At 31.7% G+C, this 23,087-nt stretch carries 21 protein-coding genes; 20 read left to right on the top strand and 1 reads right to left on the bottom strand.

Features of this window, described 5'->3' with window-relative positions; genetic code table 11:
* Positions 1-883: 883 nt before the first annotated feature.
* The 5 genes from HYN56_RS22395 (at position 884) to HYN56_RS22375 (ending at position 5,412) form a co-directional block, all read left to right on the top strand.
* Positions 884-1,360: a T9SS type A sorting domain-containing protein gene (locus tag HYN56_RS22395; RefSeq protein ID WP_205727641.1), complete on the top strand. Its 477-nt coding sequence runs from the start codon at positions 884-886 to the stop codon at positions 1,358-1,360.
* A gap of 14 nt (positions 1,361-1,374) precedes the next feature.
* A complete protein-coding gene (locus HYN56_RS22390; protein WP_109194235.1) occupies positions 1,375-2,103 on the top strand; it encodes a hypothetical protein in 729 nt (242 codons plus the stop codon).
* Positions 2,100-4,274, top strand: coding sequence for a hypothetical protein (locus tag HYN56_RS22385; RefSeq protein ID WP_109194234.1), 2,175 nt, complete (start codon positions 2,100-2,102; stop codon positions 4,272-4,274). Before HYN56_RS22390 ends, HYN56_RS22385 begins: the two co-directional genes overlap by 4 nt.
* A 626-nt stretch (positions 4,275-4,900) precedes the next feature.
* A complete protein-coding gene (locus HYN56_RS22380) occupies positions 4,901-5,131 on the top strand; it encodes a helix-turn-helix transcriptional regulator (RefSeq protein WP_167398342.1) in 231 nt (76 codons plus the stop codon).
* Positions 5,132-5,208: 77 nt separating this feature from the next.
* A complete protein-coding gene (locus HYN56_RS22375) occupies positions 5,209-5,412 on the top strand; it encodes a helix-turn-helix domain-containing protein (RefSeq protein WP_167398341.1) in 204 nt (67 codons plus the stop codon).
* Between the two features lie 94 nt (positions 5,413-5,506).
* Here the strand turns inward: HYN56_RS22375 and HYN56_RS22370 are convergent, their stop codons facing one another.
* Positions 5,507-5,974 carry a UpxY family transcription antiterminator gene (locus tag HYN56_RS22370; RefSeq protein ID WP_109194231.1) on the bottom strand — a complete coding sequence of 156 codons (468 nt, stop codon included), beginning with the start codon at positions 5,972-5,974 and terminating at the stop codon, positions 5,507-5,509.
* Positions 5,975-6,581: 607 nt separating this feature from the next.
* On the opposite strand from HYN56_RS22370, the gene HYN56_RS22365 reads away from it, so the two are divergent.
* The 15 genes from HYN56_RS22365 to HYN56_RS22295 all read left to right on the top strand — a co-directional run bounded on the left by HYN56_RS22365 (position 6,582) and on the right by HYN56_RS22295 (position 23,086).
* Positions 6,582-7,016, top strand: coding sequence for an adenylyltransferase/cytidyltransferase family protein (locus tag HYN56_RS22365; protein WP_109194230.1), 435 nt, complete (start codon positions 6,582-6,584; stop codon positions 7,014-7,016).
* Positions 7,006-8,007, top strand: coding sequence for a mannose-1-phosphate guanylyltransferase (locus HYN56_RS22360; protein WP_109194229.1), 1,002 nt, complete (start codon positions 7,006-7,008; stop codon positions 8,005-8,007). The genes HYN56_RS22365 and HYN56_RS22360 overlap by 11 nt, the downstream gene beginning before the upstream one ends.
* 19 nt (positions 8,008-8,026) lie before the next feature.
* On the top strand, positions 8,027-8,980 hold the full coding sequence (locus HYN56_RS22355; protein WP_109194228.1) for a GDP-L-fucose synthase family protein: 954 nt from the start codon (positions 8,027-8,029) through the stop codon (positions 8,978-8,980).
* A gap of 80 nt (positions 8,981-9,060) precedes the next feature.
* On the top strand, positions 9,061-10,188 hold the full coding sequence (gmd, locus tag HYN56_RS22350; RefSeq protein ID WP_109194227.1) for a GDP-mannose 4,6-dehydratase: 1,128 nt from the start codon (positions 9,061-9,063) through the stop codon (positions 10,186-10,188).
* A 65-nt stretch (positions 10,189-10,253) separates the two neighbouring features.
* Positions 10,254-11,666, top strand: coding sequence for a UDP-glucose 6-dehydrogenase (locus HYN56_RS22345; protein ID WP_109194226.1), 1,413 nt, complete (start codon positions 10,254-10,256; stop codon positions 11,664-11,666).
* Between the two features lie 78 nt (positions 11,667-11,744).
* On the top strand, positions 11,745-13,034 hold the full coding sequence (locus HYN56_RS22340) for an MATE family efflux transporter (protein WP_109194225.1): 1,290 nt from the start codon (positions 11,745-11,747) through the stop codon (positions 13,032-13,034).
* A 101-nt stretch (positions 13,035-13,135) separates the two neighbouring features.
* On the top strand, positions 13,136-13,924 hold the full coding sequence (locus HYN56_RS22335; protein ID WP_109194224.1) for a glycosyltransferase family 2 protein: 789 nt from the start codon (positions 13,136-13,138) through the stop codon (positions 13,922-13,924).
* A gap of 46 nt (positions 13,925-13,970) precedes the next feature.
* Positions 13,971-14,969 (top strand): alpha-mannosyltransferase, encoded by a 999-nt coding sequence (locus HYN56_RS22330; RefSeq protein ID WP_146194629.1) that lies wholly within the window; start codon positions 13,971-13,973, stop codon positions 14,967-14,969.
* A gap of 19 nt (positions 14,970-14,988) precedes the next feature.
* Positions 14,989-15,960, top strand: coding sequence for a hypothetical protein (locus HYN56_RS22325; protein ID WP_109194222.1), 972 nt, complete (start codon positions 14,989-14,991; stop codon positions 15,958-15,960).
* 96 nt (positions 15,961-16,056) lie between these two features.
* Positions 16,057-17,148 (top strand): exostosin domain-containing protein, encoded by a 1,092-nt coding sequence (locus HYN56_RS22320; RefSeq protein ID WP_109194221.1) that lies wholly within the window; start codon positions 16,057-16,059, stop codon positions 17,146-17,148.
* Between the two features lie 57 nt (positions 17,149-17,205).
* Positions 17,206-18,288, top strand: coding sequence for a glycosyltransferase family protein (locus HYN56_RS22315; protein ID WP_109194220.1), 1,083 nt, complete (start codon positions 17,206-17,208; stop codon positions 18,286-18,288).
* Positions 18,285-19,529 carry a glycosyltransferase family 4 protein gene (locus HYN56_RS22310; protein ID WP_109194219.1) on the top strand — a complete coding sequence of 415 codons (1,245 nt, stop codon included), beginning with the start codon at positions 18,285-18,287 and terminating at the stop codon, positions 19,527-19,529. The genes HYN56_RS22315 and HYN56_RS22310 overlap by 4 nt, the downstream gene beginning before the upstream one ends.
* A 22-nt stretch (positions 19,530-19,551) precedes the next feature.
* Positions 19,552-20,844 carry a hypothetical protein gene (locus tag HYN56_RS22305; RefSeq protein WP_109194218.1) on the top strand — a complete coding sequence of 431 codons (1,293 nt, stop codon included), beginning with the start codon at positions 19,552-19,554 and terminating at the stop codon, positions 20,842-20,844.
* Complete coding sequence (locus HYN56_RS22300) at positions 20,844-22,010, top strand: glycosyltransferase (protein WP_109194217.1); 1,167 nt, start codon at positions 20,844-20,846, stop codon at positions 22,008-22,010. The genes HYN56_RS22305 and HYN56_RS22300 overlap by 1 nt, the downstream gene beginning before the upstream one ends.
* Positions 22,007-23,086 (top strand): glycosyltransferase, encoded by a 1,080-nt coding sequence (locus HYN56_RS22295; RefSeq protein ID WP_109194216.1) that lies wholly within the window; start codon positions 22,007-22,009, stop codon positions 23,084-23,086. The genes HYN56_RS22300 and HYN56_RS22295 overlap by 4 nt, the downstream gene beginning before the upstream one ends.
* Position 23,087 lies beyond the last annotated feature (1 nt).

Here is a 23,087-nt window from a genome sequence, read left to right as displayed (position 1 = left end):
TGCAAGGTTTTGTTATTTAGCTTTTTAATTATGGATAATTGTATTTTTATTTACAATTAACAGCTTTGTCAATAAATAGGTATAAGAATTTTAATTGGTTTTGGCTTTTATTTTGGCTCGGTATTAAAATGGTATTTATCGCTTATTCTTCAATAAGATGATCAAAAAAAGGAATTTTTTTTCAGTAAATCTTGCATATTCTATATAAAGCTATTATTCTCGATGAATAGCATATTTTAAATTGTATAAGGCAAATTTTATTAAAAAATTGACAAAGAATTTTGAAACTTGTTTTTGATTTATCAATCGCTTTTTTTTAGATTTTTTATACAAATCTGTTCTGTAAAGTTTATTTTTTAGCGAAATAAGTTTTGCTAAGTTTAGGCATTGTAAAATATTTAATTAATTTTGCAATCTCTATGTCTTTGACTAATAACAAGATATAATTTTGTTGTTTGAATGAAGAATCAATTATTAAAGCCCCTTATAATTGAGAAATAGAAAAAATATACAGCCCCGTATTAAAGATTAAATAAAAAACTTATCGTATTATAATTTATAAAATAAACAGGCGTTATTTTAGTAGTACAAACCAGTTTAGACCTAAGCCAAAAATATTTAATCTTTACACTTTAAAATAAAAATATACTATAGATCTATTTTAAGTTCTTATTAAGAATTAAAAAATAAATTTAACATTTTAAATGTAAGTAAAAAGTTATTAAAACAATGTAATTCAGGTAGTTAATCGGAATTATTATTATTTTTATCGATTATTTTTTGAAATTAAATAATTTTGCAGTATTAAACAAATAGCGAATAAAATACAACTGTGAAGTATCTGAAATTAAAAAATATCAACCTACTAATAGTAACTATGTTATTGATTCCTTTTGTAGGAATTTGCCAAACCACTCCCCCTAGTTCTAATGAAATAATGGAAACGATTATTCCGTCTGGAAGCAGTGCAACGGGTAGCTCCGGAACGGTAACTTATTCTATAGGACAAGTTTTTTATACCTATATAGGTGTAGAATCTGTTTACAATGTAGCGCAAGGTATACAACATCAGGAAAAAGACAGTTCGTTAGATACCCCAGATATCGAAAAACCTACAACACAAATAGTTGCTTTCCCAAATCCTACAATTGATTATGTTAACATAAGTATGACCGGTCTGGAGCTCGAAGGACAAAAATCTTATAAGCTTTACGATATACAGGGCAGACTTTTGAAACAAAATGTAATAAATCAAACAGAAGCACAAGTCAGCTTCAATTATCTAAGTCCGTCTATCTATATATTAGTAGTATATAATAACAGCCAAATTTTGAAATCATTTAAAATAATTAAAAATTAAAAAAATAAAATATAATGAAACTTGCACATATCCTTTTGTTATTTTTTGTGTCTGTTACGTTTAAGGTATTTGCACAGTCACCGGAAAAAATGAGTTATCAAGCTATTATTCGAGCACAGGATAATAGTTTAGTAGTTAACTCTAGAATTAGTCTTAAGATTATAGTGCATCAAGGTACTGCAACTGGAACTAATGTTTATCAGGAAACACATTCTGTAAATACAAACGCAAACGGTTTGGTTTCTCTTGAAATAGGAACCGGTACAATTGTTACGGGTGATTTTAGTAAAATTGCTTGGGATAAAGGTCCTTATTTTATAGAAACTCAAGTCGATGTTAAAGGAGGAACAAACTATAATATTACAGGAGTTACTCAGCTTTTGAGTGTGCCTTTTGCTTTATATGCTAAAACTGCTGGTTCAACAACAGCTACAGCTACTAGAGCTGCAATTGTTTCCTTTACTTCGTCAAGAAATATTGCAGTTTCAGATGTAAACAATACAATAGAATGTACAACGTCATCTACTTTAACGTTAACTGCTGATTTTGGAAGTATGGTTGTAGGAGAAACTATTAATTTAGAAGCTCACAATGGTGCTACACTTACAATTCAAGCTGCTTCTGGGGTAGCGATTAATTATAATGCTGCTGGAAGCGCAAAGTTTACAAGTGCTGCAGGAAATGTGAGGTTTGGGTTTCTTAGAAAAACAGGAACAAACTCCTATATTATTTCAGGACAATGAAACATCTAATTTACTTTTTGCTTTTTACAAGCGCTGTTTTCTCGCAAAATTATCATTATGCGCTTGATGAAGCTCCAGTTCAAACTCCGCCGGTGACACCACCTGGGGGGGTAAATAATCAGCAGGAAGAGATTGATTATTTTAATGCCTATCTACTGCCAATTGCTCAAAAGGCAACACTTCAGGCAGCCTTAGATAAATATGGTTCTGTACGATTAGAAAGCGGTGATTACACAGGTACCGCAATTACAATGAAAAGTAATTACAGACTATATGGTCATCCAGCAACAACTGGAGTGCCTTATATAACAATTGCTTCAGGAAGTACTAATGTAGTTTTACAATCTTTAAGACCTTTAAAAGATCAATGGTTGAACATCACATTACAAGCTGGAGCTTTGATTTCTAACAGCACATTAAAAACAATAAAAAATTGTAAAATAAGTGCAGTAAATGCTACATTAGAGAATAATAATTTTATCAATATTACGGGTCAAATTAATTTTGATTGTACTTCTTCCGGATATTTTAGAAATAATAAAATAATCAAACATCAATCACAAGGTAGTGCAAATATGCTTGTAATGAGGGGGAATAATGCAACTCCCAGCTATGAGAATGTGGTTGTTCATACTAACTATTTAGGATCTATTGGTAATACTTCAGATTTAAATAATTTAAAATCAGCAACATTTATAGGATTAGATTCAGAGACTTATGCGGGTACTGATCGCGCTTTGTTCTATGCTCAGAATATTGGTGATCTTAAACTTGCCAGTATATCAGGAGGATTACAGTTTACTACTCCCTATGGTTATTTTGATATTGATGCCGCTAATTTTTATAACATATATAATGGTGGTAATACAATAGAGAAGTCTGTTATTAGTCCCAGAACAAATTTCTTTAGTTTATTTGCTTATGCACAACCTTTAAGAGGAAGTGGAACTGTAACCGGTTTTGATTTACATTTAGATACAAAAACAAATGATCTTGTGTATAATAAAGCTGCTCAAACTGGTACAATTACAGATGCAGGCACAATAACAAAACTGAGTGATTTTATTTTAGGAACTAAAAAAACTCCTTGGGCAAGACCAAATTTAGAAACACTGCCGGATCCTTTGGGTGCTAATTGGAAAACAGAAAGAGTAGGAAAACCTGATCAGACAGCATACATTCAGAATTTAATTAATACAAATGGTATTGCAGACCTCCCAGAAGGTGTTTTTTACATAAGTTCAACCTTACATGTACCTTTAGACTCTAATCATGGTATAATAGGAAAAGGAACAGGAAAAACTGTAATTGTTGGTTTAAAAGATGATTTTCCACTAATTAGTGTGGGCAGTCAGGGTGCTAACAAATATGGAAACATTGTACTATCAAATATTACACTTCAGGGTGGAAGTGTTGGTGTTTATTTTACTACAACTACAATGATGGTTGCTTATCAGGATTTGAAGTATGTGGTTTTTAGAGATCAAAATCATGGAATACAGTTGCGTCAAATATTTGGTTTAGACAATTGCTTTTTTGAGCATATAGCGTTTGTAAATTGTAATAAAGGATTTTTTCAGGATCCAATGCAACCTTATACAGATGTTAACGGAAGTAGTTACGTAGATAAAACTGTTTTTTATCAAAGTCAGTTTTTAAATTGTCAAACAGGGGTTTCTATGTTGGCAACAAGAGCAGATAACTTGGATGCTTGGATAGATTGTAAATTTAGTGGAGGAGGAACAGCTCTTAATATTGCAGCAGATGCAACAGTAATTGCTAATTGCGATTTTACTAATTATACTGGTACAAATGTTATTAGTGCAAATGCTTTTTCAATTTATAGCTCAAATTTCTCTGGAAATAATACAAGCGGTCCTACTTTATCAGTATTAAGTGCTAATATTGAAGGTTGTAATTTCTTAGATAAAGCTAATTTGTTTACACCTTATACAGGGCAAAATCTAACCAATTACATTATTAATTCAACTGTAACAGGAAATGTATTGGCAAATAGTCAGTTTAAGCCACAATACATTATAGCCATGAATAGTAACTTGCTTGCAAATCCTACATTTAGTAAATTATTGGTTAATGTAAATGGAGGAGTTCCAACGGTTATATTAAATGCTGCGGTAAATCCTTATCCTCAATTTTTAGTATCACAATAGTAAAATAAAATACTTTTATATATAAAGAGATTCAGAGAACTTCTGAATCTCTTTTTTTTATCTAATACTACTTGATAAAAGTAAATGATTTTCTGACTCGTTTTTTAATAAATCGGAACGTCGGATTTTCTTTTTTTGACAATTTCTCTTCAATTTTTTATACTCATTTATTGTATCTCAAGTTTAATCAAACAAGGTCATTTAGTCGTGTTAATTAAAATCCTAATAAACCGTTCTAATAAACCGTTTTTTCGCGTGTAAATTCAGTAAATCTTGTGTGAGTAGTACTAAAATAAGATCTTATAATCACATCTTTTGATCATCATTAAAGCGATTAGATGGCCTTAATAAGGCACATATTGTATTTCATCGGATTTTAAAATCCGTTGAACAGATTTATTATTATAAACTAGAAACATTCTATATTTTTGATCGAAAATTAAAATGAATCATAAAGAAAAGTCGTTATTTAGCTTTAAACCTTATTAATAATTTAATAGTTGTTGCGATAAGATGATTTTTTTGTAAAATAATTTTTAAAAAATGGATTATTGCCTTATTTATGAAATTCTTAAAATTTTTAATGGCAACTTCAAAATATGAATTGTTTATATTTTTTATTTTTTATGAGATATAGTGTATACGAAAATATTAGAAAGATAAGAGAATTAAAAAATTTGACTAGAGAATATGTCGCTGCTGAACTAAAAATGAGTACCAGCGGTTATGGTAAAATTGAAAGAGGTGATGTTGATTTAACGGTTTCTAAATTGATTGAAATTTCAAAAGTTTTAGAAGTCTCGATTGAGTTCATTTTCAAATTCGATGTATCTATTTTTTTTAGTGAAACCAGATAAAAAATCTCTTCCCATAGTTTGTTGAATATTATAAAAAAGAAACTTAAAAGTTTAAAAAATAATAAAATAATATGGTCATGGAAAATTACTACTTAAGAATAAAAGAGTATCGGTTGCAAAATAATCATACTCCAGAATATGTAGCTATTCAAATGGAAATGAGCGTAAAAACATATGAGAAAATTGAAAATGGAATGATTGATCTCAAACTGTCAAAATTAGATCGATTAGTTAAAATTCTAGGCATCAAAAAAAGTCAAATTTTCGAATTGGAAAATTAATAATCTGACTAATAATCCATCTGCTTCCTTCATGAAAAAGAAGAGTCTCAAGTAAGATGTAATTTCTTGAAAAACTCTTTTTTTTCGTTTTATATTATTTATGTTTTACTTTTAAAACATATCCTAAAGATTCTAAAATTAAAACATAGTGCGTTTTTGTAATGTCTTTTACAACTGCATTTTGATCACAAAACGGACCAGAATTTAAATGTATCTTATCTCCAATTTGATATTGCATAACAGATATTTCAGAAGCGGTATCTCCTGTATTTAACCATTCTTTTATCGTCTCAATTTCCTGGTCTTTTACAACGGCATGTCTTCCCAGCCAAAATAAAAACCGAACAACACCGGGAGAATGAAATACAAGATTTCTATCTTTTTCTGCTAATTGTACAAATATGTAATGATTAAACAATGGCACTTCTACCTTCACTTTCCTATCTGATCTTTGCTGTACCTTTTTTATAACAGGGCAATAACAGTTTATATTAAACTTGCTTAATTGTTCTGCGGCTCTTTTTTCCCATTTAGGTTTGGTGTATACTACATACCATTTCATAATTGTAACTGTATTTATGTATTTTTAAATAGTTATTAAAAAAGATTTGCTCTTTATGTCGATTCAATTTTTCAGAAAAAACAGTATTATTGATAAATTAATCTTGAGATTTTTATTCTTGTTTTAAAGAAAAATTTTCAAATCAATTACCAACAAAGCTTCAAAAAATTCTCTTTAATGCATTTCTACATTTTAACAATAAACTAAGTGGTAAATTTAAAACCAACATTCAAAAAACAGTTATGCTTTTTATAGTAAAATTTCCTTAATAAGGACATTTAGCAACAAAAATCAAATTTCACATCAGCCGTATTAGTATAATTTTATCTTAAATTATTATGATAGATATTCTGTTTTTATCGCTCTAATTTTCGCATTAAAAAAAATGAAATTTAGAACACTTTAGACAGATTTCAGACAGCATAATTTTAGATTTTTTTTACCATTTATATTTTCTTTTTTGAGTAGTTATAATGTAACTATTCACGGGGAACCCTTTTTTAAAATTTTAAAAAAAGCTTCGAAACCCCAGTAAAATGGTTGAATCAAATTTTTGAAAATCATACACATTAACAAACATATTTTTTAATTTAAAAACATTAAGCAGATGAGAACTGGAATAACATTTAGTGCTTTTGATTTGTTACATGCGGGGCACGTTAAGATGCTTGAAGAAGCAAAACAACATTGTGATTATTTAATTGTTGGCTTACAAACAGATCCAACATTAGATCGCCCAACAAAAAATAAACCAACACAAACTGTAGTAGAGCGCTACATACAGTTAAAGGCGTGTAAGTTTGTTGATGAAATTGTACCTTATGCTACAGAGCAGGATTTGGAAGATATTTTGAAAGCCTTTGCTTTAGACGTACGCATTTTAGGTGACGAATATAAAGATAGAGATTTTACTGGTAGAAAATATTGTGAAGAAAAAGGAATCGAATTGTATTTTAATACTAGAGATCACCGTTTTTCGAGTACTAACCTTCGTAACGAGGTTTATCAAAAAGAAGTTTTAATGCACTCCAATGGCAATTAGTACAGTAACACACGTAGTTTTAACGGGAGGGATTGGTAGTAGATTGTGGCCTCTTTCCAGAAAAACATTGCCTAAGCAATATCTTGAGCTGTTTGATGGAGAATCACTCTTTGAAAAAACAGTGGCTCGAAATCAAAATGTTGCTACCAATACGATTGTGGTAGGAAACATTGAAAATTACAAAATGAGCGATGCCATTATGGCAAAGTTTCGTAAGCCTTTTACACATATTGTAGAAGCTGTTCCTCGTAACACTGCCGCTGCAATCGCATTTGCTGCTTTTGCATCAAATCCGGAGGATATTTTGTTAATTACACCATCTGATCATATTATTGAAAAAGCAGACTTGTATAACGAGGCTTTAAAACAAGCCATTCAACTCGCTAATCAAGATTATTTGATAACTTTTGGTATAAAACCAACGAAGCCAGAAACGGGATATGGTTATATTGAGTTTGAGAATGAAAATGTAATTGCTTTTCATGAAAAACCTGATCTAAAAACAGCTAATGCTTATTTAGAAAAAGGAAATTATTTCTGGAATAGCGGTCTTTTTTGTTTCAAAGCAGAAAAGTTTTTAGCAGAGCTGGAAAAGCAAGAACCTGAAGTGTATTGGACAGCAAAAACAGCCTGGAATGCAAATGAAAATGGTTTTTTAGATTACGAATTGTCATTAAACATTCCTTCTATAAGTATCGATTATGCTGTCATGGAACGTAGTGCAGCGATTAAAGTCGTTCCGGCTCAATTTGCTTGGTCTGATTTAGGTTCTTTCGAATCGGTTTATGATTACTTGGTTAACAAAGGACATCCCATAGATTCTAATAAAAACATTGTTATAGGAACCTCGATGCATACTACTTTTATAGGAGTTAAAAATTGCATTTTAATTTACACTGTGGATGCTTTGATGGTTTTGCAAAAAGAAAATTCGCAAGAAGTAAAAGAAGTTTATCAACAATTAGAATTGATCGCTTCGCCATTATTATAACTAAATTAAAATACTCACAATGATTGATAAAAATGCTGTAATATATATCGCCGGACATAAAGGAATGGTAGGAAGTGCCATCTGGAGAACGTTGACATCAAAAGGCTATACTAATCTTATTGGAGCTACAAGTAAAGAGTTAGATTTAAGAGATCAAAATGCAGTTAGAGATTTTATCCAAAAAGAAAAACCAGATGTTATTATAGATGCTGCTGCAAAAGTGGGAGGTATTTTGGCGAATAATGATTTTCCATATCAATTTCTAATGGAAAACATGCAGATTCAAAATAACCTGATTAATGAAGCACATAATTTGGATGTTGGAAAGTTCATTTTTTTAGGAAGTTCTTGCATTTATCCAAAATTAGCACCACAACCATTAAAAGAGGAATATTTGTTAACTGCTTCTTTAGAAAAAACAAATGAATGGTACGCTTTAGCAAAAATTACGGGTGTAAAACTTTGTGAAGCTATACGCAAACAATTCGGAAAAGATTTTGTCAGCTTAATGCCAACAAATCTGTACGGTACACATGATAATTTTGATTTAAGCAGTTCACATGTTTTGCCTGCTATGATCCGTAAGTTTCATGAAGCAAAAGATAGTAATAATGCTCCTGTAATTCTATGGGGAAGTGGCACACCAATGCGCGAGTTTCTTTTTGTAGATGATATGGCAGAAGCAGTAGTTTTTGCTTTAGAAAACGAACTTCCGGAACATCTTTATAACATTGGAACAGGTGAAGATTTAACGATAAAAGATTTAGCAACTACAATACAAAAAATTGTAGGACATACTGGAGAAATTATCTGGGATGACAGCAAGCCTGACGGAACACCAAGAAAATTAATGGATGTTTCTAAAATGCATAACATAGGATGGAAACATAATGTGAATTTAGAACAAGGAATACAAAAAACATATAATTGGTTTCTTGAAAACATCGAAAGTTTAAAACAAAACAGCTATTAATAACCAGTGCGTTTAATCTGGCGATAAAAAAACAATTTGCAACATTGCAAAATAACGCCTTTGCACCATATAATTAGATTATGAGTAATCCAACACAAAAAACAGCATTCATCACTGGAGTGACAGGACAAGATGGAGCCTACCTAAGTGAATTTTTATTAGAAAAAGGATATATAGTTCACGGATTAAAAAGACGTACCTCTTTATTCAATACAGATCGAATAGATCACCTGTATCAAGATCCTCATGAAAAAAACAGAAATTTTATTTTGCATTATGGGGACATGAGTGACAGTACCAATTTAACTCGTTTGATTCAGGAAATTCAACCTGATGAAATTTATAATTTGGCTGCGATGAGCCACGTAGCGGTTTCATTTGAAACTCCTGAATATACAGGAAATGTAGATGCGCTAGGAACTCTTAGGATTTTAGATGCTGTACGTTTGCTGGGATTAGAAAAAAAGACTAGAATCTATCAGGCTTCTACATCAGAATTGTATGGTAAAGTACAGGAAGTTCCGCAATCAGAAACAACTCCTTTTTATCCAAGATCACCGTATGCCGTAGCAAAAATGTATGCTTTTTGGATTACAGTAAATTACAGAGAAGCTTATGGTATGTATGCTTGTAATGGTATTTTGTTTAACCATGAGTCTCCAATTCGTGGAGAAACTTTTGTAACTCGTAAAATTACCAGAGCAACTTCAAAAATAGCTTTAGGATTACAAGATAAATTACATTTAGGAAATTTAGATGCACAACGTGACTGGGGACATGCTAAAGATTATGTTCGAATGATGTGGATGATTTTACAAGCAGATGAACCTGAGGATTTTGTTATTGCTACTGGAAAAACAACAACGGTACGAGAATTTGTTCGTATGAGTTTTGCTGAAGTAGGAATTGAATTAGAATTTAAAGGTGAAGGAGTAGATGAAAAAGGTTATGTGGTGTCTAGCAGTAATCCGGAATATCAGGTTGCAATTGGAAAAGAAGTATTGGCAGTAGATCCAAATTACTTTAGACCAACAGAAGTAGATTTACTTATTGGTGATCCAACAAAAGCTAAAACAAAATTAGGCTGGGAATGCGAATATGAATTATCAGAATTAGTAAAAGAAATGATGCAGTCTGATCTAAAACTGATGAGAAAAGAACAGCTTTTAAAAGAATGCGGTTTTACTATTTTAAACTACTACGAATAAGAGATTAATTATCCTAATTAATTTAAAGAACAAACTTTTTTTGCTTCTAAAAAAAATATTTTTAAATGAAAATCAAAAATATTTGTTGCTTGGGTGCGGGCTACGTAGGTGGTCCAACCATGTCTGTTATCGCTCTAAAATGTCCTGAAATAAAAGTAACTGTTGTCGATTTAAATGAAAGTCGAATTGCAGCTTGGAATAATGAAGATTTAGATAATCTGCCCGTTTATGAACCTGGACTTGCAGATGTTGTTCAGGAAGCTAGAGGACGTAATTTATTTTTTTCTTCAGATGCTGATCAAGCTATCGAAGACGCTGATATGATTTTCATAGCCGTAAATACTCCAACCAAAAATTATGGTGAAGGAAAAGGAATGGCAGCAGATTTGAAATTTGTAGAATTATGCGCCAGACAAATTGCCAGAGTTGCTAAAAATGATAAAATTATAGTTGAAAAATCGACTCTTCCGGTAAGGACTGCAGAAACATTACAGACTATTTTAGATCATACAGGAAACGGCGTAAAATTTGAAGTACTTTCTAATCCTGAATTTTTAGCCGAAGGAACAGCAATTGAAGATCTGCTAAATGCTGACAGAGTTTTAATTGGAGGAAAACAAACGGAAAGCGGTAAAAACGCAATTCAATCTCTTGTTGATATTTACGCGCACTGGTTGTCTCCAAAACAAATTCTAACCACAAATGTTTGGTCTTCAGAATTATCAAAATTAACTGCAAACGCCTTTTTAGCACAAAGAATTTCATCGATTAATGCCTTATCTGCTTTATGTGAAGCTACTGAAGCAGATGTAGATGAGGTTGCCAATGCTATTGGAACCGATAGTAGAATTGGCTCTAAGTTTCTTAAAGCTTCGGTAGGTTTTGGAGGTTCGTGTTTCCAGAAAGACATTTTGAATTTAGTTTATTTATGTCGCTATTTTAATTTGCCAGAAGTCGCAGATTATTGGGAGCAGATTATTGTACTAAATGATTATCAAAAGCACCGTTTTGCAAGAAAAATCATTACTTCTTTATTCAATACTGTAAGCGGAAAGAAAATAGCATTTTTGGGTTGGGCATTCAAAAAAGATACTAATGATACCCGAGAATCGGCTGCGATTTATGTGGCAGAGTATTTAATTGAAGATGGAGCAGAAATTCATGTTTATGATCCGAAAGTTTCAAAAGAAAAAATCGTAGAAGACATGCGTTATTTATGGGGATTAAAAGGATATACAGACCAAAAGATTGAATCAAAATTGAGTCAGATTTTTGTATATCAATCTCACGAAGATGCTCTTGATCAGTCTCATGCCGTTGCTGTATTAACAGAATGGGATGAGTTTAAAATGTACGATTGGAATGCCATTTATGCTAACATGTACAAGCCTGCTTTTGTATTTGACGGTCGCAACATTCTGGATACGGAGAAACTAATTTCAATTGGTTTTAAAGTTAAAGGAATCGGAAAAGGGTAAGATTTGAAATTTTGAATCTTAAAAAAAAAACTTCATAAAAGAAGTAATTTCAATAATAAGTTTTTTTGTTTACAAACAATGAATAAAGTTTTACTTAAAATAAAACAGCATAGACATTACGATAAAAGTTTAAATATCGTAAAGTTAATGTCATTAGTAGGAAGTACAGAGATTTTATTAAAAGGTATTGCATTTGTTACTGGAATTTTGATTGTAAGATTACTGCCAATTCAAGAATATGCATTTTACACTTTAGCCAATACAATGGTAGGAACATTACTTGTTTTTACTGATTCAGGTATTTCTAATGGTGTTATGGCACTGAGTGGAAAAGTTTGGCAAGATCCAAAAAAATTAGGAGTTATATTTTCTACTGGTTTAGAATTAAGAAGAAAATTTGCTTTTGTAACATTGCTTATTGTTGGACCTATTATAATTTATTTATTAATGGTCAATAAGGCAAGCTGGTTAACAGCTGTTTTAATATTACTTTCTTTAATTCCTGCATTTTATGCTGATTTGTCTGATTCTCTCTTAGAAATAACACCAAAATTACATCAGGATATTTCAAGTATACAAAAAAATCAATTGGCTGTTGGTTTGGGAAGATTAGTGCTGACAGTATTAACGATATTTATCTTTCCTTATACTTTTGCCATTTTATTAGCCTCTGGAATTCCTAGAATATATGGGAATTTTAAGTTAAAAAGAATTAATGAAAAATTTGTTGATACCAGTCAGAAACCGGATCCAATTATTAGAAAAAAAATTCTAAAAGTAGTAACACTTTTATTGCCGAATATTATTTTCTATGCGTTTTCAGGACAAATAATGATTTGGATTTTGTCTGTCTTTGGAAATTCAAATGAGTTAGCAAGTATTGGAGCTTTAGGTAGATTTTCGGTATTGATAGGGCTTTTCGCGAATGTTTTGGGATCGGTATTTGTCCCACGTTTTTCTAGATTGCCGGATAAAAAGTCAACCATAATCAAAGTCTTTTTTATTTTTCAAATATTACTTTTCTTATTCACAGGATTTGTAATGTTAGTTGTTTTTCTTTTTCCGCAACAAATGTTATGGATTTTGGGATCATCATACAGCGGTTTGTCTTCAGAACTTTTTTTGATTTTATTATCCAGTTGTATTGGTCTTATAACCTCTATGACAAGTAGTTTAATTGGAAGTAGAGGCCATTTTTTAAATCCGATACTGGTAATTGGAATGAACTTAAGTATAGTATTGGTGTCTTTTTTCATTTGGGATTTGTCAACACTGCAAGGAATTCTGTATTACAATATTTTATACCAATGTGTATCATTAGTAGTAAATTATAGTTTTAGTTTTTATCGAATAAGTTCGTATAAATAAACATTCTTTATTTGCTAATCACCTCGTTTTTTAAATTTTATTTTTCAATCTTTCTGATTCAAAATTAGTAATAAATCAAAAGTTTTTTTTTTAACCGTTCTATGAAATTATCTATTATCACGATTAATTATAATGATTTAAATGGATTAACTGATACGGTTAATACAGTGATCAATCAAGATTGGAAAGATTTTGAATTTATAATTATCGATGGAGGATCTACTGACGGAAGTGCTGAGTATATAAAAAACAATGCGCACTATTTTACTTATTCTGTAAGCGAACCAGATAAAGGAATATACAATGCAATGAACAAAGGTATTGCCAAAGCAAATGGAGAATATTTGCTAATGCTTAATGCTGGTGATGTTTTGTATGACAATGATGTGCTGGGTAAGGTGTTTGACCAAACAAATTATACACAAGACATTATTTATGGTGATGTAGACAGAGAAAGTAAAGGAGTTGTCTTTGCAGAAAGTATTTTTCCGGATAAATTGACATTCGGTTTTTTAAGAGATAGAATGATAAGTCATCAAGCTGTTTTCTTCAAAAAGAAACTTCATGATCTTGTTGGATTGTACGACGAAACCATAAAATATGGAGCAGATTGGCATTTTATTATTTTATCAGTATGCAAATACAATGCGTCTTACATTCACTTAAACTTCAAAATGGCAATTTGCAGTGCTGACGGACTAACTTGTAATCCTCTTCACTTTGATGCCATGAAAGAGGAAAGGAAAAGAATATTAGAAAAAGAATTTCCAGCCTTTGTAGATGATTACATGTTATACGACCAAATAGAAAATAACAAAATAAAAAATAGGACAAAATTCTTTGTTGGTAAATGCAAAAAACTGATTAAGGAGGTAATTGGAAAAACCTAAAATTTCCGAGTGGAGTGTGTTGTTTAAATCTTATAAAAAATCAAAAATGAAAAAAGGAATTGTTTTAGTCGCCAATTATAAAAGCCAGATTTATTGCGACAATTTAATTTATTCTATAAGAGAAAGTGGTTGTACTTTACCTATTCGATTAATTCATTTTGGTGGTAAACCAGTTGACTCAAAAAATATCTTAGATGAAGTAGAATTTTTAACTGTAGACGACTTTCCACAAGAGGCGATAACTTTTATAAACAACTTAAGAAGCGTATTGACAGATTGTCCTATGGGATTTTTGTATCGCTTTTTAGCATGGTTTTGTGATTGGGAGGAATTTATATATGCTGATAATGATATTGTTGCATTAACGAATTGGGAACGTATGTTTGAATTTTCAGCAGACTATGATTTAGTTCATGCAGACGAAGAATATACCACGCAAGGAAGATTTAATTATCTGCAACCAAATAAAATAGAAGAGATTTTTGGAAAAGATAGTCTTCTTACAGCGCTTACAGCTGGGCATATGTTGGTAAAAAAGAGTGATAAAATGATTACCGATATGAATGCTGCTGTCGATTGGTTCAAAGAAAATCCTGAAATTCCTCAAAAACATGACCAGTCTTTATTACACATTGCTTCTTTAATTGGTGATTGGAAAATGCTTAATCTTTGTAAACCGCCTTACAATTGGTTGAGCTCCTGGTCAGGAGATTATAAAAACAGTTTAGATTTACTTCAAGCTGTTCAAGGAAATAATCAAAAGAAAACGAGATCGTTTAAAAGTTGGTTTTCTACTTTATCTGAAGAAGATAAAAAGCAATACGAACAACAACCTTCATTTGAAAATAAAAATATTACAATAAGTCATTTGCATTATTCTGGACGAGGACGCATAGGATCTGAAGCCATTGATGACTTTATGTTTTCGAACCAAACCGACGAAAATAGAATGATGCAATTTTTTAAAATCCAAGTCACAGATTTATCTAATGTAACTTATGTGAAAGGAAAAATAATGCGTTTAAAAAGATATTTGTCCGCCTAGAATGTCCAAAATAAATCTTATGAATTCAGCCGTTTGTACTCTATTTGAAGGTCATTACCATTATGGTGTGGCTACACTTTCTAATTCACTTTATAAACAAGGTTTTCTAGGTTCCATTTACGTGGGATACCGAGGAAAATTACCCAATTGGGCCTTAGAAGGCAAAAAACAAACAATTGGGAAATGGGAAAATGCCATTGTTTTATATCCTGTTGATGGAATTGAACTTGTTTTTTTGCCTCTCAGCACTACTTATAGTCTAACCAATTATAAGCCCGATTTTATGTTGGAATTATGGGAAGGACCTGCAAAAGATGCTGAAGCATTATTTTATTTTGATCCGGATATTGTGGTAGACGATTCTTGGGTTTGCTTTGAACAATGGGTCAATTGCGGTGTTGCATTGTGTGAAGATATAAATTCTCCTTTGCAGGAATTTCATCCTCGCAGACAAGGCTGGAAAAATTATTTTAAAAACTACAATGTCAATTTAGAATTTAAAAATCCAACTTATGTTAATGGTGGTTTTATTGGAGTTCTAAAAAAAGATATTTCGTTTTTAATTTTGTGGCTTAACCTGCAGTTATTTATGGGCGAAGCAATTGGCGGGCTTGAAAATTCGATTTTTTATAAACAAACCTATAACACAACAATTTTGAAGCTGGACGGATTTCAGATTTTTGATAAATCAGATCAAGATGCTTTAAATGCTACAATTGAAGCTTATGATGGTAAAGTTAGTTACCTCGGAAAAGAGGGAATGAGCTTTGTTTCTGGTAAAGCAATCATGTTTCATGCACTCGGTGAAAATAAACCCTGGAACATCAATTATACCCTGAAATCATTTGATGGACGCCAGCCTAGATTGGTAGATGAATGCTACTGGAATAATACAAGTTACCCTATTATCGCGCATTCTAAGCGAACAGTCAAAGCCAAAAGAATGATAATAAAAGTGACAAAACTAATTGGAAGATTTTATAAATCTTGATTTTCTACTTTAGAAAATAGCTTTGTTTTATTGGCATTTACTATTTCTAATTACCATAATTTGAATGTTTTTTAAACTGTCATAATTGACTAAAAGATGAAAATATATACAGATTTTTCTTTACTAAAATTTGGCAAAGGCATAGATATGCTATTTCCATTTTATACATCAGAACATTATACCGCTACCAGAGGAGATGATAATGAAATTATAAAAGGAAGATTCGATAGTTACTGCCTATACGCAAAAGAAAATATGAGCATTACAAGTTTGGAAGATGCTGATATTGCTGTCGTACCAATCTATATGCCTTACAGTTATCCTTCAGATGAAACTCCAAAAGAATTAGTGGCATTTATAGAGAAATGTGTTGCAAATGGAAAAAAAATACTTGTATTCTCTGGTCACGATGTGGGGAATGTTGCAATTAAAATAAAAAATGCTATTGTATTTTCGGGGGCAGCATATAAATCCAAAAATTCAAATGGCCTGTTATCTTTTCCACATTTTTTTGAAGATTTTCTGGAAAGATATAAAGATGGTGCTTTGGAAATTAGAGATAAATCTGTTATTCCAAAAATAGGCTTTTGCGGATTTGCTCCTCCATTAAATTTGCCTTTTCGAAAAGATAAATTTATTGCATTGGCAAAGCTGTGGGCAAATTATTTAGGGCTAATGAAGTATTTTCCAGATTACTCATCGCATTCTTATCGAGCACGAGTTCTTATTGTTCTGAATAGAGCAAAAAGAATCAAAACAAATTTTATCATAAAAGGCAATTTTGGTTTTGGTCCGGGAGGTTTAAATACGGGAGCGCACAAAGAAGATAGTAACATTTACCGTCTTAATTATATAAATAATATTGTAGATAACGATTATACTGTTTGTGTACGCGGAATTGGAAATAATTCTATTAGGTTTTATGAAACTCTTTGCTGTGGACGAATTCCAATATTTGTCAATACAGACTGCATTTTACCTTTTGAAGATACCATTGATTGGAAAAAGTTGTGCGTTTGGGTCGAAGAAAAAGATATTCATAAAATTGGTGAAATCGTAAATGAATACCACCATAATTTATCTGAAAGTGAATTTAAAAACAGACAAGTTCAGCTTCGTAAAATATGGGAAGATTATTTATCTCCAGTTGGTTTTTTTAATCAATTTAAAATGTCACTAGAGAGATAATTTACTGATTGATAGCATTGTATTTTATAAAATAAAAACAAGAAAAAAATAAAACTTATGAAAATCCTCTTCCTTTGTGGCTCACTTGAGCCTGGACATGACGGTGTAGGAGATTATACAAGACGTTTGTGTGGAGAGTTAATAAAAAAAGGTCACCAAACTCAAATATTGAGTTTATACGATTATCATTCCAAAACTTTTTCTACAGAAAAACAGGAATTTGATCATACCGAAATTGTTGTACACCGTGTAGCACTCGAAATTTCAAATGCACAACGATTTACTTGGTCTCAAGATATTTTAAAAGAGTTTCAGCCGGATTGGATTTCTCTGCAATTTGTGCCTTACAGTTTTAATGCTAAAGGACTTCCTTTCTGGATACCATCTTTTTTAAAGAGATTAAAAGGAAATCATAAATGGCATATTATGTTTCATGAATTATGGCTGGGAATTGATTTAGAAGCGTCTATAAAACATAAAATTATTGGAAAAGCGCAGCAAGTAATCATTCAGCAATTAATTACCAAAAACAGACCTCATTTTATTACCACACAAAATCAGCTGTATCAATTTTTTCTTCATTCGCATAATATCACTTCCGAAGTTTTACCTATTTGTGGGAACATACCTTTAAATAATGTAACAAAACAAGAAATAGGATTTACTCAATTTGTTTTGTTTGGTACAATTCATCCGGGAGCTCCTTTTGAAGATTTTATTGGCGATTTATTACAAACTTTAGACACGTTTGTTAAACCAATAAAATTTGTTTTTATAGGTAAAAATGGTTCAGAACTGGATAATTATCTTTCCATACTTGAAAATAATAATATTGTTTATGAAGTTTTAGGAATACAATCTGAAAGCGAAATTTCCCAGGTTTTGATTAATAGTGACTATGGTATTTCTACAACGCCTTATTTGCAGACTGAAAAAAGCGGGGTGTATGCAGCATACAGGGAACATCGAATAAATACTATTTCAGTTTCAAGAAATTGGACTCCGGCAAAAGGGCATTATGACATAAAAGAAATTATTAAATATGAAAAAAATAATTTAAAAATAACTCCAATAGATGCTGAGGTGTTTGATTTGAATTGCATGACGGATCAGTTTATTAATTCAATTTCAAAAATATGAAGGTACTAGTATCTCATCCGACGTTAAATGCAAATTCAAAAAATTTGGTAGTTGGTTTACTAAAAAACAATCTTCTGTTTAAACTTTTTACCTCAATTGCAATATTTCCAGAGCAGTTTTTATATAAAATAAGTAGTAATCCGAAATTAAAAGATTTACGAAGAAGAAGTCTAGAACGTGCTTGGCAACCCTATACAAGATCAAAATCTTTTTTTGAGTTTGGACGTTTATTAGCTTCTAGATTGCATTTTAATACTTTGGTTAAACATGAAACGGGTTTTTTTTGCGTAGAAAAAGTATATCAAAAACATGATAAATGGGTTGCCAATAGTTTGGCAAAAGCAAAAAGAAACGGATTGTTAGGAGTATATGCTTATGAAGACGGTGCATTATCTACTTTTCTAAAAGCAAAACAATTAGGACTTCATTGCATTTATGATTTACCAATAGGGTATTGGAAAAGTGCTCGTTTACTAATGCAAAAAGAGTTTGAAATCAATCCACAATGGTCAAGTACGCTAACAGGATTTAATGATTCGAACAAGAAATTGGCTCAAAAAGATCAAGAATTGGCTCTAGCCGATGTCGTTTTTGTAGCGAGTAGTTTTACAAAAAAAACTTTGGAAGAATATTCAGGAAACCTGCCCGAAATAAAAGTGATTCCGTATGGTTTTCCAGAGGTCAGACAAAAAAAAACATATGTGCCTCTTGTAAACCGTAAGCTTAAAATTTTATTTATCGGAGGTTTATCGCAGCGAAAAGGACTTTCATATTTATTTGAAGCTGTAGCGGGATTAGAAGATAAAATAGAGTTAACAATTGTAGGACATAAAGCTGTAGCAAACTGTGATGCTTTGAATAAAGCTTTAGAAAAACATACATGGATTCCATCTTTATCTCATGATCAGGTTTTAAAATGTATGCGAGAACATGATGTATTCGTTTTTCCATCACTTTTTGAAGGTTTCGGATTGGTAATTACAGAAGCTATGTCGCAGGGAGTTCCTGTTATTACAACAGAAAGAACAGCAGGACCAGACCTAATTGAGCATGATAAGAATGGCTGGATTGTGCCGGCTGGCTCTTCAAATGCAATTAAAGAAGTATTTATTAAAATACTGGAAAAACCAGAAATAGTAGAACAATACGGACTTGCAGCACAAAACAAAGCTCAAACTAGACCGTGGTCTGTATATGGTCAGGAAATGGCCGAAGCTTTTTCTTCACTAAATAATTTTTAAAGAAACAATATTATTTCATTCCATGGAAGAACAAGAGAGCATTCCTAATTATAATTCAATAAAAATAGCAATTTGGCTTTATTTTTTACTTTGGATTTTTGAAGGGGCATTGCGTAAATGGATTTTACCTAGTCTTGCTACACCTTTGTTGGTTGTAAGAGATCCTATTGCTATTTACATCATTGTAAAAGCTTTTTATATGAAGGTAAAATTTGTTAATCCTTATGTTACTTTAAGTGCCATTTTTACCTTGCTTAGTTTAGCTATTACTTTGACTTTTGGACATGAAAACCTATTTGTAGGTCTTTATGGGGCTCGAATTATGCTGGTTCATTTTCCTTTAATTTTTGTTATAGGTGCTGTTTTTACAAAAGAGGATATTTTAAAAATGGGACGTGTCCTGCTGGCAATAAATATTGTGGTCACGATAATTGTTTATTTTCAATTTATAAGTCCGCAAACTGCCTTTATAAATACGGGTATTGGTGGAGAAGGTAGTGCTGGTTTTTCCGGCTCAATGGGATATTTTAGACCTTCAGGCACTTTCTCTTTCACTACAGGATTATCATCTTATTACATATTAGTTTCTGTATTTGTATTTTATTTTTGGTTGTCTAAAGAAGCTTGTTCAAAAATTTTACTGTATGCAAGTACCATTGCTCTTATAATTGCTTTGCCCATAACAGTAAGTAGAACAGCAGTTGGAGGCGTGCTTTTAGTTGGTTTATTTGCTTTTATTGGATCTTCGACGAGTATGAAATCAATTATACGTTTAGTAATTACAGTATTTGCAATTTTCGCATTGTTTACGATTTTACAAAAGACTACTCCAATTTTTAGTGTGGGTACAGAAGTTTTTATGAGTAGGGTAGATACTGCAAATGATCAAGACGGAGGTTTGACAGATTCTTTTTTCATGAGAGCGTTAAATGGCTTTACAGAGCCAATAACAACATTGTTAAATTCGCCTTTATTTGTAGGTAACCTTGGTATGGGGACTAATGCAGGGGCACAATTGCTAACAGGAAAAAGAGTTTTCCTGGTTTCAGAAGGAGAGCTAAATCGTGTGGGTGGAGAACAAGGTCTTATTTTGGGTGGCGGTATGATTGCTTTAAGATTATTTTTTGCAATAGGATTGTTTTACAGTTCTATTAAATTACCTAATAAATACAAATTACTGCCAGTTACATTTTGCGGAACAGCCTTATTCTTAATTACTCAAGGGCAGTGGGCACAGCCTAGTATGTTGGGTTGCGCCATAATGGCTTCGGGTTTATTGGTGGCGAGTATAAATATAAAAATGAAAACAAATTGATGAAAATAGTACTTTTTACTCATCCTTCATTTTTAGAACATCAAAGCATGCCTCGATATGCAAATATGCTCTTAACAGGAATGAGAGAAAGAGGTCATGAAGTAATAGTTTGGAGTCCTAAAGCTCGATTTTATAAGCTTCCATTGATGAAATCATTGAAAAAATGGTTGGGTTATATTGATCAATATATTGTTTTTCCAATAGAAGTCAAATTTAAACTGCTTCGTAATTCTGATGATGCTCTTTTTGTATTTGCCGATCAGGCTTTAGGTCCGTGGGTACCTTTAGTAAATAATAAAAAACATGTAGTGCATTGCCATGATTTTTTAGCTTTAAAATCGGCATTAGGAAATATACCTGAAAATCCTACTTCATTAACAGGTAAGAAATATCAAAATTATATCAGAAATGGTTTTTCAAAAGGGAAATATTTTATTTCAATCTCACAAAAAACACAGCAAGATCTTCATGAATTGCATTTAGGTAAAATTGAAAGTTCAGCAGTATGTTACAATGGATTAAACCGCACTTTCAATCCATTATCTCCTACAGAAGTTCGTACCATGCTGGGAAACAAATTAAATCTATCATTATCCAAAGGCTATATTATGCATATTGGTGGAAATCAATATTATAAAAATAGAAAAGGAGTAATAGAAATTTATGAGTCGTGGAGAAGCATTAGCAAGAAAAACTTTCCGCTTCTTATGATTGGATCAGAACCAACAAATGAATTGCTTGAACTGCAAAAGAAATCAGCTGTTAAAAATGACATTCATTTTGTTACCAATTTAGCTGATGAAGATGTCAATATTGCTTATTCAGGAGCCAAATGTTTATTGTTTCCTTCGCTTGACGAAGGATTTGGATGGCCAATTATAGAAGCAATGGCATCGGGTTGTTTAGTTATAACAACAAATAGATCTCCTATGAATGAAGTTGGTGGTTCTGCAGCTTTTTACATTGACAAAAAACCTAGTGACGATATTTTTTTTAAAAAATGGAAAGAGGATTCTGCCAAGATGTTAGAAAAAGTTGTATCACTCAATAAAATACAACGAGCCGTAATGATTGAAAATTCATTAAAACAATCCCAAAAATTTACAGCAGAATTTTCCCTAAACGCAATTGAAGTTGTTTATAAAGAAATCACTCAAAAATTATGAAAGTAGTCCATTTTATTGCTGGTATTGATAAGAAAGAAGGAGGAACTGCAGAATATATGAGGTTGTTAGGTTCAGAATTAAAAAATCATATCGATTTAATTGTTGCAACAGGATTTTCTTCTAATCCTATAGACATTGAAGGTGTGAGAATTAAATTTTTTCAGACAAGTGTTTTCCGATGGTTTTCCTTATTAGAAGAGTTTCGAATATTCTTACTTCAAGAAAAACCAGACATTGTTCATATAAATGGTATTTGGAGTCCGCAAAATTGGGGTTTTCAAAAAAAAGCGCAGGAGTTAGGAATTAAAGTAATACTATCTCCTCACGGAATGTTGGAACCTTGGATAATGGCTCAAAATCCCTGGAAGAAAAAATTGGGTTTGTTTTTGTACCAAAAAAAAGCGATTCGAAGAGCTTTATGCTTACATGCAACTGCAGAAATGGAAGCCTTAAATATTGAAGCTTTAGGCTTTACCTCTCCAATTAGTATTATTCCGAATGGTATTGATTTAAATGATGTAAAAGAAATCAAGAAAAATTTTGGAACCAAAAAAGTAGTGTTTTTGTCCCGAATTCATCCTAAAAAAGGAATCGAATTATTATTGCAAGCTTGGGAAAATTGTAATACAGATGGCTGGTTGCTTGAAATTGCCGGAAATGGAGATGAAAATTATATAGCAAATCTAATTCGAAGTGCCCAAGATTTAGACAATGTCCATTTTGTAGGTTCAAAATATGGCGAAGAAAAATGGGACTTTTTGAGATCTGCAGATGTTATGATACTGCCAACATACAGCGAAAATTTCGGAATAGTAATAGCAGAAGCACTGGCTGTTGGGGTTCCAGTGATTACCACAAGAGGTACACCTTGGCATGATCTCGAAGTCTACAACTGCGGCTGGTGGATTAATCTATCTATTTTAGAATTACAAAAAAGCATTACAAGAGTAATCAATTCCTCAAGCGATGAACTTGCCAATATGGGCAGAAAAGGACGAAAACTGGTAGAGGAAAAATATGAGATTAAAACCGTTGCAAACCAGATAAACGAACTGTATCAGGAAACTTATAATTAAT

The sequence above is a fragment of the Flavobacterium crocinum genome (assembly GCF_003122385.1).
GTDB lineage: Bacteria > Bacteroidota > Bacteroidia > Flavobacteriales > Flavobacteriaceae > Flavobacterium > Flavobacterium crocinum.
The sequence above is the reverse complement of the archived record's forward strand: the minus strand, read 5'-3'. Positions and strand labels throughout refer to the sequence as shown.